The sequence below is a fragment of the Bacillus sp. S2(2024) genome, assembly GCF_050474045.1.
Lineage (GTDB): Bacteria > Bacillota > Bacilli > Bacillales > Bacillaceae_G > Bacillus_A > Bacillus_A yunxiaonensis.
The window spans coordinates 3,917,501-3,929,528 of sequence record NZ_JBFLUS010000003.1; the positions used below are offsets into that span (position 1 = coordinate 3,917,501).

At 38.6% G+C, this 12,028-nt stretch carries 13 protein-coding genes (1 of these 13 only partly in view); 5 read left to right on the forward strand and 8 right to left on the reverse strand.

Annotation, left to right across the window (positions count from 1 at the left end):
- A protein-coding gene (locus AB1284_RS19900; protein ID WP_429753330.1) for a potassium channel family protein crosses the window boundary here: on the forward strand, window positions 1–738 show its 3' portion. 258 nt of this gene lie to the left of the window's left edge; only the last 738 of its 996 coding nucleotides appear in the window; its start codon lies off the left edge, out of view; it ends in the stop codon at window positions 736–738.
- On the opposite strand, the gene AB1284_RS19905 is transcribed toward AB1284_RS19900, so the two are convergent.
- Together AB1284_RS19905 and AB1284_RS19910 are read right to left on the reverse strand one after the other, a co-directional pair.
- Window positions 728–1,138 (reverse strand): YugN-like family protein, encoded by a 411-nt coding sequence (locus tag AB1284_RS19905; RefSeq protein WP_429753329.1) that lies wholly within the window; start codon window positions 1,136–1,138, stop codon window positions 728–730. The two genes, AB1284_RS19900 and AB1284_RS19905, sit on opposite strands and share 11 nt — an antisense overlap.
- Before the next feature lie 140 nt (window positions 1,139–1,278).
- On the reverse strand, window positions 1,279–2,631 hold the full coding sequence (locus AB1284_RS19910; protein ID WP_429753328.1) for a glucose-6-phosphate isomerase: 1,353 nt from the start codon (window positions 2,629–2,631) through the stop codon (window positions 1,279–1,281).
- A 279-nt stretch (window positions 2,632–2,910) separates the two neighbouring features.
- Between AB1284_RS19910 and AB1284_RS19915 the strand changes: the two genes are divergently transcribed.
- The gene (locus AB1284_RS19915; RefSeq protein WP_429753327.1) at window positions 2,911–3,144 is read left to right on the forward strand and encodes a DUF378 domain-containing protein; all 234 of its coding nucleotides are present in this window, start codon (window positions 2,911–2,913) and stop codon (window positions 3,142–3,144) included.
- A 222-nt stretch (window positions 3,145–3,366) separates the two neighbouring features.
- Here the strand turns inward: AB1284_RS19915 and yugI are convergent, their stop codons facing one another.
- From yugI to AB1284_RS19930, 3 genes are all read right to left on the reverse strand, one after another.
- The gene (yugI, locus tag AB1284_RS19920; protein ID WP_098309219.1) at window positions 3,367–3,711 is read right to left on the reverse strand and encodes a S1 domain-containing post-transcriptional regulator GSP13; all 345 of its coding nucleotides are present in this window, start codon (window positions 3,709–3,711) and stop codon (window positions 3,367–3,369) included.
- A 157-nt stretch (window positions 3,712–3,868) separates the two neighbouring features.
- Window positions 3,869–5,059 (reverse strand): aminotransferase, encoded by a 1,191-nt coding sequence (locus AB1284_RS19925; protein ID WP_429753326.1) that lies wholly within the window; start codon window positions 5,057–5,059, stop codon window positions 3,869–3,871.
- Window positions 5,056–5,553, reverse strand: a complete 498-nt coding sequence (locus AB1284_RS19930) for an Lrp/AsnC family transcriptional regulator (protein ID WP_429753325.1) — start codon at window positions 5,551–5,553, stop codon at window positions 5,056–5,058. Before AB1284_RS19930 ends, AB1284_RS19925 begins: the two co-directional genes overlap by 4 nt.
- A 701-nt stretch (window positions 5,554–6,254) precedes the next feature.
- Here AB1284_RS19930 and AB1284_RS19935 point away from each other — a divergent pair.
- A complete protein-coding gene (locus tag AB1284_RS19935) occupies window positions 6,255–7,223 on the forward strand; it encodes a 2-hydroxyacid dehydrogenase (RefSeq protein WP_429753324.1) in 969 nt (322 codons plus the stop codon).
- Window positions 7,224–7,465: 242 nt separating this feature from the next.
- Window positions 7,466–8,305 (forward strand): alpha/beta fold hydrolase, encoded by an 840-nt coding sequence (locus AB1284_RS19940; protein WP_429753323.1) that lies wholly within the window; start codon window positions 7,466–7,468, stop codon window positions 8,303–8,305.
- A 118-nt stretch (window positions 8,306–8,423) separates the two neighbouring features.
- Here AB1284_RS19940 and AB1284_RS19945 read toward each other — a convergent pair whose 3' ends face one another.
- On the reverse strand, window positions 8,424–8,675 hold the full coding sequence (locus AB1284_RS19945) for a DUF1871 family protein (RefSeq protein ID WP_429715907.1): 252 nt from the start codon (window positions 8,673–8,675) through the stop codon (window positions 8,424–8,426).
- Between the two features lie 116 nt (window positions 8,676–8,791).
- Here AB1284_RS19945 and AB1284_RS19950 point away from each other — a divergent pair, with 116 nt between their 5' ends.
- Complete coding sequence (locus AB1284_RS19950) at window positions 8,792–9,970, forward strand: MalY/PatB family protein (protein WP_429753322.1); 1,179 nt, start codon at window positions 8,792–8,794, stop codon at window positions 9,968–9,970.
- Window positions 9,971–10,143: 173 nt separating this feature from the next.
- Here the strand turns inward: AB1284_RS19950 and AB1284_RS19955 are convergent, their stop codons facing one another.
- Window positions 10,144–10,842, reverse strand: a complete 699-nt coding sequence (locus tag AB1284_RS19955; protein WP_429753321.1) for a DUF3995 domain-containing protein — start codon at window positions 10,840–10,842, stop codon at window positions 10,144–10,146.
- Window positions 10,839–11,909, reverse strand: coding sequence for a hypothetical protein (locus AB1284_RS19960; protein ID WP_429753320.1), 1,071 nt, complete (start codon window positions 11,907–11,909; stop codon window positions 10,839–10,841). Before AB1284_RS19960 ends, AB1284_RS19955 begins: the two co-directional genes overlap by 4 nt.
- Window positions 11,910–12,028 lie beyond the last annotated feature (119 nt).

Genomic DNA, 12,028 nt, shown 5'->3' on the forward strand with positions numbered 1-12,028 from the left:
TCTTATTATATGGTCTCATTTGCTACAGAAATGATTAGTAAACAATATATGAAAATAAAAGGTGAAGAGGCCGCCTCTTGTCATAAACATATGATTGTTGTCGGTTGGAACGAACGTGTGAAGCATGTAGTAAGTCAACTGCGCGTATTACAACCAAACCTTGATATTGTTCTTATAGATGAGACACTCCCTCTACTCCCTAAGTCATTTCATCATTTACAATTTATTAAAGGTTGTCCTCATCATGATCATATTTTACTCAAAGCAAACATTCGTACTGCACATACTATTTTGATTACAGCTGACAAAGAAAAAAGCGAGAGCTCTGCTGATACGCAATCTATTTTAACCATTTTAACAGCGAAAGGATTAAACCCAAATATTTATTGTATCGTCGAAATGTTAACTTCCGACCAAGTCCATAACGCCAAACGAGCAGGCGCAACAGAAATTATTGAAGGAAATAAATTAACAAGTTATGTGTTTGCCGCTTCTTTATTATTTCCTTCGATTTCAGAAGTGCTGTTTACAATTTACAATGAAATTACTGCAAATAAATTACAACTCCTGCATATTCCCGAGCAATATGATGGTGAAACATTCGAATATTGTAACTGTGCTTTATTAAAACAAAATATACTTTTACTCGGCCTACAACGTGATGGAAACTATCATATAAATCCTAGCCATTCATTTACTCTGAAAAAAAATGATTTACTGATTGTAATTAAACATTAAGCAAGTATCCTTCTAATTCCCGAACTAAAGCTTTTCCAATATCAATATATTTTGCTTGAATATCTCCATCTGAATCTTTTGGTTCTGCAAACTGATCAAAAGACGTTATCCCTGCTGTAAATGTATTCACTTCATCATCTAGTTCGTCTTGATACACATGCGACAGAAGGTACGGTGTATCAAGACGAACGATAACTCCATTTACATCAAGCTCTCCTTCAATAGCTGTAAACGGTAATCGTAAAAATTGATATCCTTCCTCTTCATCTATTTTATAATCGAAACATCCTTTCTCATAATCCCAATTCCCGCCGATTGTATAGCCGAGCGGCTTTAATATTTCTTCTAACTGGAAAAGAGCAAATGTTTGTCCTTCTAATTTTGAATGAATCCCAATCAAATGTATCATCCTTTCTAGATTTTTTTTAGCATACCCATTTCGCGCTCCATATATCGGTGCTTCGACATAATATAAAGACCCTTCGGTAATATTCGAAACGCACATAAAAAAAGCTGTTGGGATCATCCCAACAGCTTTTCTTATTTCAAACGTTCTTCCAGCTCTGCTTTTAGTTCTTCGAATCCTGGTTTTCCAAGTAGAGCAAACATGTTTTTCTTGTATGCTTCTACACCTGGTTGGTCAAATGGATTTACGCCTAATAAGTAGCCGCTCATCGCACATGCTTTTTCGAAGAAGTATACAAGATAGCCGAATGTATACTCATTTAGTTCAGGAATATTGACGATTAAGTTTGGTACACCGCCATCGCTATGTGCAAGTAATGTTCCTTCGTATGCTTTTGTGTTAACGAAGTCCACTGTTTCACCAGCAAGATAGTTTAATCCATCTAAATCGTTCTCATCCAATTCAATTTTTAGTTCGTGTGTAGATTTTCCTACTTTTAAAACTGTTTCAAATAGATCACGGCGTCCTTCTTGAATGTATTGACCTAAAGAATGCAGGTCAGTTGAGAAGTTTGCAGAAGATGGGAAAATACCTTTTTGATCTTTTCCTTCACTCTCACCAAATAATTGTTTCCACCATTCAGCAAAATATTGAAGTGCTGGTTCGTAGTTAACAAGCATTTCAATTGTTTTACCTTTATTGTATAGAGCATTGCGCACAGCTGCATATTGATAAGCTGGGTTTTCTTCAAGCTCTGATTTCGCAAAGTCATCACGAGCTACAGCTGCCCCTTGCATCATTTCTTCAATATTTAAACCACTTACAGCAATCGGTAATAAACCAACTGGTGTTAATACAGAGAAACGGCCACCAACATCATCTGGAATCACGAATGTTTCGTATCCTTCTTCGTTAGCTAATGTTTTTAAAGCACCGCGCGCTTTATCTGTCGTTGCATAAATACGTTTACGTGCTTCTTCTTTTCCGTATTTCTCTTCTAATAGCTTACGGAAAATACGGAACGCAATTGCAGGCTCTGTTGTTGTACCTGATTTGGAAATAACATTAATAGAGAAGTCCTTACCTTCTAATACATCCATTAAATCTTTCATATAAGTAGAGCTAATGTTTTGTCCAACAAATAGCACTTGTGGAGTTTTACGTTGTTCTTTAGACAGCGTATTATAGAAGGAATGATTTAACATTTCAATCGCTGCTCGTGCACCTAAGTAAGAACCACCAATCCCAATAACCAGTAAAATGTCAGAGTCATTTTTAATTTTCTCAGCGCATTTTTGAATGCGAGCAAATTCCTCTTTATCGTATGCAAGCGGAAGTTCTACCCAACCTAAGAAGTCGTTTCCTGCTCCTGTTTTTTCATGAATTGCATGATGTGATACTTTTACTGCATCACGTAAATATGTTAGTTCTTGTTCACTGATGAACGATAACGCCTTTGAATAGTCAAACGTTACATGTGTGCTCATCTTTTTCCCTCCAATACAATATGTATATGTATTTCTGTCTTCACTTTAGCGAAACCACAGTTGTAAATCAAGCGAACTACAAATTGTAAGCGTAGCCAATTTATTTTTTTTACAAAATCGTCATAACTTCCGTTTTTTGGTATAGACAAGTATACAATGAGAAATTTTAATTTTTTGGGTATAAGAACAACAAAAGGTATCCATTCTATAAAGGAAGCTTCATTAAACGAGCAAATGTATCTCGTTGTTGCTTCATCATTTAAGGAGGGACTGCTTAAAATGAGTACATTACAACGCATTGCCTTAGTATTTACGATTATCGGCGCAGTAAACTGGGGACTCATTGGCTTCTTTCAATTCGATTTAGTAGCAGCTATCTTTGGAGGGCAAGATTCAGCACTTGCTCGAATTATCTACGGTATTGTAGGTATTGCAGGTTTAATTAACCTTGGTTTATTATTTAAACCTTCTGAAGAGCTCGGAACACACCCAGAAGCACGCGAAGTACGATAAATCTAATAGCATTCTAAAATGATATTATAAAACATGCATCTCCACTTGTTTTTAAACAAGTGGAGATATATGATGCTTTACTAACTTCCGACATACGGACGTTTTTTTATACTGATTAAAGTGCAGGAAAAGAAACGTTTGATTATTTTATATCATAATCTATAACATTCACCGACTACTTGGTGAACAAGAAATAAAAGCAGGGAGCTATGCTCACTGCTTTTATTTTGTGATTTGAGATTCTTCAATCCACTCTGTTAACTTTTCTCGCAATGTGTTAAATCCGTTTGCAGACGGATTCGGTATACGCACTTTTCCTTGTTTACGTTTGGCAGCCTTCAATGATAAACTCATCTTTCCGTTCTCTCTATTAACTGAAAGCACCTTTACTTCTACTTCATCCCCGACTTTTAAAAAATCATGAATATCTTTCACATATCCATTTGTAATTTCAGATATATGCACAAGACCTTGCGTTTCTTCATCTAATGCAACAAATGCACCGTAATCTTGAATTCCTGTCACTTTTCCCTTCACAACCACTCCTGTTGTGTATTTGTCTGACATAAGAAACACTCCCATATGTTTTACCTATTGTATTAGTAAATTATACCACTTACTAGCATTTCATTCAAAAGTCATGAAAAAATTTTCCTTATCATGTATAAATCTTCAAATATCGGGATAAAATACTAACACATGGCTTTCTAGTATTCCCCCCCTTTTATGGACAAAACGTATTATGTTTTGTCCTTTTTTCGTTCTCTATAAACCGTTTCATACGTTTCATCGCTTCCATAAGTTGTTCAAGTGATGTTGCATATGAACAGCGAATAAATCCTTCACCACTCTCCCCAAACACACTTCCAGGTACAACAGCGACTTTTTCCGCTAATAATAATCGTTCGGCAAATTCCGCCGAAGATAATCCCGTTGAACGAATCGAAGGAAATACATAGAATGCTCCGCCTGGCATATGACAATCTAATCCCATTTCATTAAATGAAGCCGTTATAAAGTTTCGACGTTGTTTATAGCTCTCACGCATTCGAACAACTTCTTGTTCTCCAGAGCGAAGTGCTTCTAATGCTGCAAATTGCGACATCGTCGGCGCACACATCATAGAATATTGATGAATCTTTAACATTAATTCCATAAAATATCGAGGGGCCGCAATTAACCCTAGGCGCCAGCCTGTCATCGCAAACCCTTTCGAAAAACCAGAGATTAAAATTGTATGATCGCGCATATGCTTCACACTCGCAAAGCTTGTATATGTCTCATCATAGACAAGCTCTGCATAAATCTCATCGGATAGTACGATTAAATTGTATTTCTCTATAATGACCGCAAGTTTTTCTAGCTCTTCTTTATTTAAGAGCGTTCCTGTCGGATTGTTTGGCGAACATAATAAAACCGCTTTTGTTTTCGTTGTAATTGCAGCTTCAATCTGCTCCGGCTGCACTTTAAATTCGTCAGTTGGAGATGTCGAAACAGGTACAGGTACTCCGCCAGCTAGCGTAACAAGCGGTGCATATGATACAAAACTCGGTTCAATAATAATCACTTCATCACCAGGATTTACAATTGCACGCATTGCTACATCTAACGCCTGGCTTGCTCCAACCGTTACAATAATTTCTTCTTTCGGGTCATAAGATACCGCAAATTGTTTTTCTAAGTATTTCGCAATTTCCTCGCGAAGCTCTAATAATCCAGCATTCGCCGTATATGCCGTATACCCTTCTTCTAATGAACGAATGCAAGCTTGTCTTACATTCCAAGGCGTTACAAAGTCAGGCTCTCCAACACCTAATGAAATAACGCCTTTCATGCCGGCCGCTAAATCAAAGAACTTACGAATACCGGACGGTTGTAAAGATTGTGCAACTTTCGATAATTCAAATTTACTCATGGTGTTACCACAATTCGCTTATCATCATCTTTGTTTTCATATATAATTCCCTCATGTTTATACTTTTTCAAAATAAAATGCGTTGTTGTTGATACGACAGATTCAATTGTTGCTAACTTTTCTGCTACAAATGTCGCAACTTCAGCCATCCCTTTTCCTTCTATGGTAATGGAAAGGTCATACGTACCTGACATTAAATAAACCGACTTCACCTCTGGATATCGGTAAATTTGCTCCGCTACTGCGTCAAAGCCAACGCCATGCTTCGGTGTAACTTTAACATCAATCATTGCTGTTAAACCAGTATGCTCTTTTACCTTTGTCCAATCAATTAGCGTAGCATAATCTACAATCACTTTTTCTTTTTCCAATTTTCCAAGAATCGCTATCACTTCTTCTACATCTATGTTTAACATTTTAGCTAATGTTTCTTCAGATAATCGGCTATTCTTTTCAAGACAAGCTAACAATTCTAATTCTTTTTCTGTCATCATATTCGTCCTTCCCCTTTTGTGTATTTTCTAAATTATACAAACTTCTTTTCCTATTTGAAAAGAAGATTTTTTCAGAGAATTATGTAACAATAAAGTGAAACTTCCTTTTGGAGCGTTCTTCTCCAAAAGGTTAGTTGAACCAATCGGGCTCTTACGGACGCTCCTTCCACGAAAAGACTTTAAGCAATAGCGTCCGTTAGAGCGGGGTAAAGTGAAACTTCCTTTTGGAGCGTCCTTCTCCAAAAGGTTAGTTGAACCAATCGGGCTCTTACGGACGCTCCTTCCACGAAAAGACTTTAAGCAATAGCGTCCGTTAGAGCGGGGTAAAGTGAAACTTCCTTTTGGAGCGTCCTTCTCCAAAAGGTTAGTTGAACCAATCGGGCTCTTACGGACGCTCCTTCCACGAAAAGACTTTAAGCAATAGCGTCCGTTAGAGCGGGGTAAAGTGAAACTTCCTTTTGGAGCGTCCTTCTCCAAAAGGTTAGTTAAACCAATCGGACTCTTACGGACGCTCCTTCCACGAAAAGACTTTAAGTAATAGCGTCCGTTAGAGCGGGATAAAGTGAAACTTTCATCAGTGGAGAGTTTTTTCATCCCCCACCGATGGGAAGCTCTCACCTATCTTCTTTGTTCTCTTAGAATCTTAAGGTGAGAGTCTTACTGCCCAAAGTAGCAGGATAATATAAAAAGGAGATGAAACCATGAAACAAAGAGTATACATTGCAGAACAAGTTCCTGCCTTTGTTGAAGAATACATTGCTGAGCATTACGAATACGAAGCATGGGACAGGAACGAAAAAGTCCCGCGCCATGTACTATTAGAAAAAGTAAAAGATAAACACGGATTATTAAATTTCGGGGCAATTATTGATGAAGAACTACTCCAAGCAGCTCCACAGTTAAAAGTGGTAAGTAATATTTCCGTCGGTTATGACAACTTCGATATTGAAGCCATGAAAAAAAGAAACATAATCGGAACAAATACACCATACGTGTTAGATGATACTGTTGCTGATCTCGTATTTGCATTAATGTTATCTGCCTCTCGCCGTGTTTGCGAACTTGATCGTTACGTGAAATCCGGAAAATGGGATGCAGAAATTAGCAAAGAGCATTTCGGCTTAGACGTTCATCATCAAACGATTGGAATCATCGGCATGGGGCGCATCGGAGAAGTTGTTGCGAAACGCGCGAAATTCGGATTTGATATGGACGTTTTGTACTACAATCGAAGCCGTAAAGAAAAAGCAGAACGAGAACTTGACGCAACATATTGTGAATTAGAAACGTTACTGCAAAAAGCAGACTTTATCGTTCTACTTACACCACTAACGGAAGAAACATATCATTTAATTGGGGAAAAAGAATTTGATCTTATGAAAGAAACAACTGTTTTTATTAATGCATCTCGCGGAAAAACAGTAGATGAAGCTGCATTAATTGAAGCGTTGCAGCAAAAGAAAATTTTCGCAGCAGGTATTGATACATTTACACAAGAACCAATTGAAAAAGATAACCCGCTGTTATCTCTGCAAAATGCCGTTACGCTCCCTCACATCGGTTCCGCAACATTAAAAACGAGACAAGCGATGGCGATGACAGCAGCAAAGAACCTAGTAGCTGGATTGCAAGAGAAAACACCGCCAAACCTCGTCAATGAACTGAAATAATCATTGAACTCCCCCCACGAATAGCGGGATAAAGAGACAAGGCCATGTCACAATGGTTTTGTCTTTTTTATATACTTTATATACAACAAAATTCCCTTCGAGGACGCTCTTCTCCAGAAGGTTACCCCTCACTAATTGGGACCTTATAGTTGGTTTGCTTTTTCTCCTGTTTTCACTTCCTCCATGGGATAATTTCTCCTGAAAAGGAGATGATATGAACAAAAAACGACGGAGTGATGAAGATGGAAAAAGAAGTTCACCTCCCCCACTTCACCTTTTCTACAAGAGGAATTACGGTTCATTATGAGCTCTATCAGTCTTTCTTCGAAGAAAAAAAACCAACATTTGTCTTAATTCACGGTTTTCTCTCTTCAACCTTTAGCTATCGGCGTCTCATCCCACTGCTCGCTCAGCAAGGGAACGTGATCGCTCTAGATTTACCGCCATTTGGAAAAAGTGATAAATCGTATCATTTCACATATTCCTATCAAAACCTGGCAACAATTGTTATTGAACTCATAGAACATTTACAAACCAAAAACGTTATTTTAGTAGGACATTCGATGGGTGGGCAAATTGCGTTATATGTAAGTAAATTACGGCCTGATTTAATTCAAAAAACAGTTCTTTTATGCAGCTCAAGCTATTTATCACGAGCAAAATTACCGCTTATTTATACTTCTTATTTACCGTTCTTTCATTTATACGTAAAAAATTGGATTATAAGACGAGGGATCGTTCACAATTTGATGAATGTCGTACATGACCACTCATTAATCGATGACGAAATGATGCAGGGCTATGCAGCACCTTTTTATGATAATCGCATCTTTCCTGCTTTAACACGAATGCTTCGTGACCGTGAAGGCGATTTAACATCAAAAGAACTACAAACAATTAATATCCCTACTTTGCTCATTTGGGGAGAAAAAGATCGTATTGTTCCTATTAATGTTGGACACCGATTGCACAATGACCTGCAGCATTCACACTTTATCTCTTATAAAGACACAGGACATTTATTACCAGAAGAAAAACCGGAACACGTATATGAAGAGATTATGACTTTCTTGGCAAATTGAACACATCGGGTGTATGTCAGCAGTAAGCTCCCATAGCGGGATAAAGAAAGAGACCAATATCCAAAAGTCAAGCTTCAATGAACTTTTGGATGTCAGCCTCTTTCTCCCGCTACTAACCTTATAGCGTACAGCTTCCACCATCTTTTAATAGTAACAATTGTTCTGCTAACCATTGACACTTTTCAATAGGCAATGTTTTTTCAAATGATAGTACATAAATATGTTGTATTTTCTTTGCGATATATTTCGCATCATCAAATGTACTTACAATGTAGACGATGTCACTTGCTTCTGTTTCATAAAATTCCGGTCCCATTTGAAACGGATCCCAATTCTTCACAAAGTCTATCATCTTCTCATATGTCCCCATACATTTCCCGCCTTTTTCTTATTTTCCACTTTTCTTTATCGTATCATATCAGCTATGCTAGAAGAAACAGAGGAACATTCAGTATTTTCAATCTACTATTGAAAGGAGTAATAAATATGGGGAACTTTAACGAAATGATAAATCGCCGCGGAACAGACTCCGTTAAATGGGATACACATAAAAACGAGGAACTTCTTCATGCCTGGATTGCAGACATGGACTTCCCTGTTCCTTCACCAATTCAAGATGCCTTAAAAAACCGGTTACAACACCCTATTTTCGGTTATAACACTTCAAGTGAACAAGTAAAAGAAGCAATTTGTCATTGGGTAAAAACACAATACAATTGGGTGATTGAAAAAGACTGGCTTGTCTTTAGCGCCGGCATCGTCCCTGCACTTAGTGTTTCTGTACAAGCTTTTACTGAAAAACAAGATTCAGTGCTTGTACAGCCGCCTGTATATCCACCATTTTTCGAAATGGTAAAAACGAATGGGCGCCAAGTGCTAACCAATCCACTACGCTTAGAAAACGGTGTTTACCAAATGGATTTTGAACAGTTAGAGAAACAATTTCAGCAAGGTATAAAACTGATGTTTCTGTGCAGTCCACATAATCCAATTGGACGTGTCTGGACAGTGGAAGAGTTAACGAAACTCGGTACGCTCTGCGAATTATATGATGTAACTGTCATTTCAGACGAAATTCATGCCGATATTATCTTCAATGGGCGTAAACATATACCACTTGCCTCTTTATCAGCAAGCTTAGCAGAGCGAACTATTACATGCATCGCTCCAAGTAAAACGTTTAATATCGCTGGACTGCAAGCATCGGTTATTATTATTCCAAATGAAAAGCTGCGAGATGCCTTTACCGCTGTGCAGCATCGCCAAGGCTTTCATGGCTTAAGCACATTTGCTTATACAGCAATGCAAAGTGCATACACAGAATGCAATGAATGGCTAACAGAGCTATTACCTTATATAGAAGAAAATGCACGATTTGCATGTAATTTCATTAAACAGCATATTCCAAAACTCTCCGCCATTCAGCCTGATGGTACATTCTTACTTTGGATTGATTGTTCCAAACTTGCACTGACTCAAAATGAGCGAATGGAATTATTAGAGAAAAAAGGAAAAATCATTGTAGAACCTGGAGAAAAATTTGGTGCTGGCGGTGAGCAACATATTCGTTTAAATATCGGTTGCCCACGCCCTGTATTAGAAGATGCGCTCCACCGCCTACAATGTGCATTTTCCTGTACTTCCAAGGAAAAGCTATCTATGTGACTTAAGCCTGATTATTATACACTCCGATATTCTTTGATTGAACTACCTCCACCTACCGCTTTTGCGCTTGAGGTCGGGGGTCTTCTTGCCAGATATGATAAAAATCCGCTGCTGTGCCAAACCCAAATCTATATGGTGGTAGATTCATATAAGATTCGACGCAGTAGCGGTAATTAAAATTTTCCGAAGTCAAAAACTATAGCGAGCACGAAAAACACGGTAAGAAGACAAACCAAACTCAAATAAATTAACATGCAGCGTCTAAATGTAGAAATTGAAACACCAGAAGCTTGCGCATAATGGGAAGCAGTCAAACCAGCCAAAATACCCATAATGACAAACCACGGTTCGTAAAACAAGAGATCCCATATAGCTAAGCTATGGACATCGACTACAGTCCAGCCAGGGAAGTTAATCGTAATGACACCTGCCAAAAGCATAGCTTTTGTAATCATGCCACCGACTCCATGAGCAATTAAAAAGGCAGTTCCAATGAGAGTAGGAATTAATAAAATAAGACGATGAATCTTTCTGCCTCCAATCAACGGCACCCATTTCGGCATGACCTTTCCCCACGGTTTGATGAGCGCAAGCAAGGCAAAACCACATAACATGATGACGACACCGGCGATGTAACTCGCCATGTAAAATGATTCAGGGTCATTCGCTTGGCCCGAAAGGTCTATCCTTCCTCCTGCCGCTTCGTAAAATCGAACGAAAACCGCATACATAAACGCCAAAAGGCAACCGACGTAACCAGGCCATACCGCTTTCTTTGTAAAGCGTTCAAAAACATTCAATATTTGCATGGAAGATTCCCCATTATTCGTTATTTTGTTCCTATTCATACAACTCTCTTTTTTCTGCTTCAATTTTGATCGTCTCTCCCACAATGCGTACACTTACCACGACGACGATAATAGTAAGCGATGGCTGCAAGACCAAGTGCTACTCCCCATGGCACCCAGAAAATCATAGGCCCAATCGTTCCCCATATCTGACTGAGAAGGAGGCTATCGGCTGGCATAAAGTGAAATGCCGCAGCAAAAAAATTAAAGGTAAAGACAAATCCGGCTGCAGTTACAGCAATGGCTATAATAGAGGCTGGAACCACTGCGAGCATGATGGGTACTCTTTTACCGCCAATGAACGGGAACCAACGGGGGAAGATTTCACCCCATTTTTGAATCAAACCAAGTGTAAGAATTCCTCCACCTACGCAAACAGACCCAAATACCCATTCTGTTATATGCGCCATAGAATTAACTTTTGAAAAATCGTGAAAGAACTGCTGATCCACCCCTAAAGGGATATTAAGTGCCCACGCAAAACGTGTCAGAGCATAAGGAATAGGCGCAAGAGCCGCGATAATGGTCAACCATCTTCCCCAGCGTACCAATAAAAATTTGTTTCCACTCTCTGTTCGTCCACAGTATTCACAAGCATCGCGAGTCCTACGTTGATATGCAACAGCAGTCATGATCCAAAGCAGAGCACCTATAATACAAATAATCTGATTGAACATACTCCAGTTAAAAGCAAACTTAAATAAAAAGGCATAAGCCATAACTGCAATTAGGCTAATATCAGGAATAAAAAGAAGCAAAGCAACGGCAAAACACCAAGCAAAAGCAAGCATTAGCCACCGCCGCCGAACACCTCTCCAGGTTTTTTGCATAGCTACGCCAATCACTGTTCCTAATAAACAAAGAATAACAAAAATAAGGCCACAAGCTTTGGATGGAAGATACGTAACCATTGCCGCAAACAAATCCATTTCACCACGTTTGAAGGGATAACCCACCCCTCCAAGTAACCAGTAGAGCTGTACAACCCCATAAAGCAGTGACCATCCTGCAGCGCTATATCCAATCCATAAGGGCCATCGTGTAAAACCTTTTCTAATCTTTTCTTCAATTATCGGCGATGAAGTTTCCATTGAAATTCTCCTCTTTTCTTTACTATTTTAAATACCTACGAAACCAACCGAATGGGGTATTGGCACTTATTTCTGTTTCAAAATTTAACCCCACCATCATTCTAATCAGTGAAGATTAA

Bases quoted from the DNA above. Each gene is read 5' to 3' on its own strand.
- AB1284_RS19910 (WP_429753328.1), bottom strand. From the start codon at position 2,631: ATGAGCACACATGTAACGTTTGACTATTCAAAGGCGTTATCGTTCATC.
- AB1284_RS19915 (WP_429753327.1), top strand. From the start codon at position 2,911: ATGAGTACATTACAACGCATTGCCTTAGTATTTACGATTATCGGCGCA.
- yugI (WP_098309219.1), bottom strand. From the start codon at position 3,711: ATGTCAGACAAATACACAACAGGAGTGGTTGTGAAGGGAAAAGTGACA.
- AB1284_RS19925 (WP_429753326.1), bottom strand. From the start codon at position 5,059: ATGAGTAAATTTGAATTATCGAAAGTTGCACAATCTTTACAACCGTCC.
- AB1284_RS19930 (WP_429753325.1), bottom strand. From the start codon at position 5,553: ATGATGACAGAAAAAGAATTAGAATTGTTAGCTTGTCTTGAAAAGAAT.
- AB1284_RS19935 (WP_429753324.1), top strand. From the start codon at position 6,255: ATGAAACAAAGAGTATACATTGCAGAACAAGTTCCTGCCTTTGTTGAA.
- AB1284_RS19940 (WP_429753323.1), top strand. From the start codon at position 7,466: ATGGAAAAAGAAGTTCACCTCCCCCACTTCACCTTTTCTACAAGAGGA.
- AB1284_RS19945 (WP_429715907.1), bottom strand. From the start codon at position 8,675: ATGGGGACATATGAGAAGATGATAGACTTTGTGAAGAATTGGGATCCG.
- AB1284_RS19950 (WP_429753322.1), top strand. From the start codon at position 8,792: ATGGGGAACTTTAACGAAATGATAAATCGCCGCGGAACAGACTCCGTT.
- AB1284_RS19960 (WP_429753320.1), bottom strand. From the start codon at position 11,909: ATGGAAACTTCATCGCCGATAATTGAAGAAAAGATTAGAAAAGGTTTT.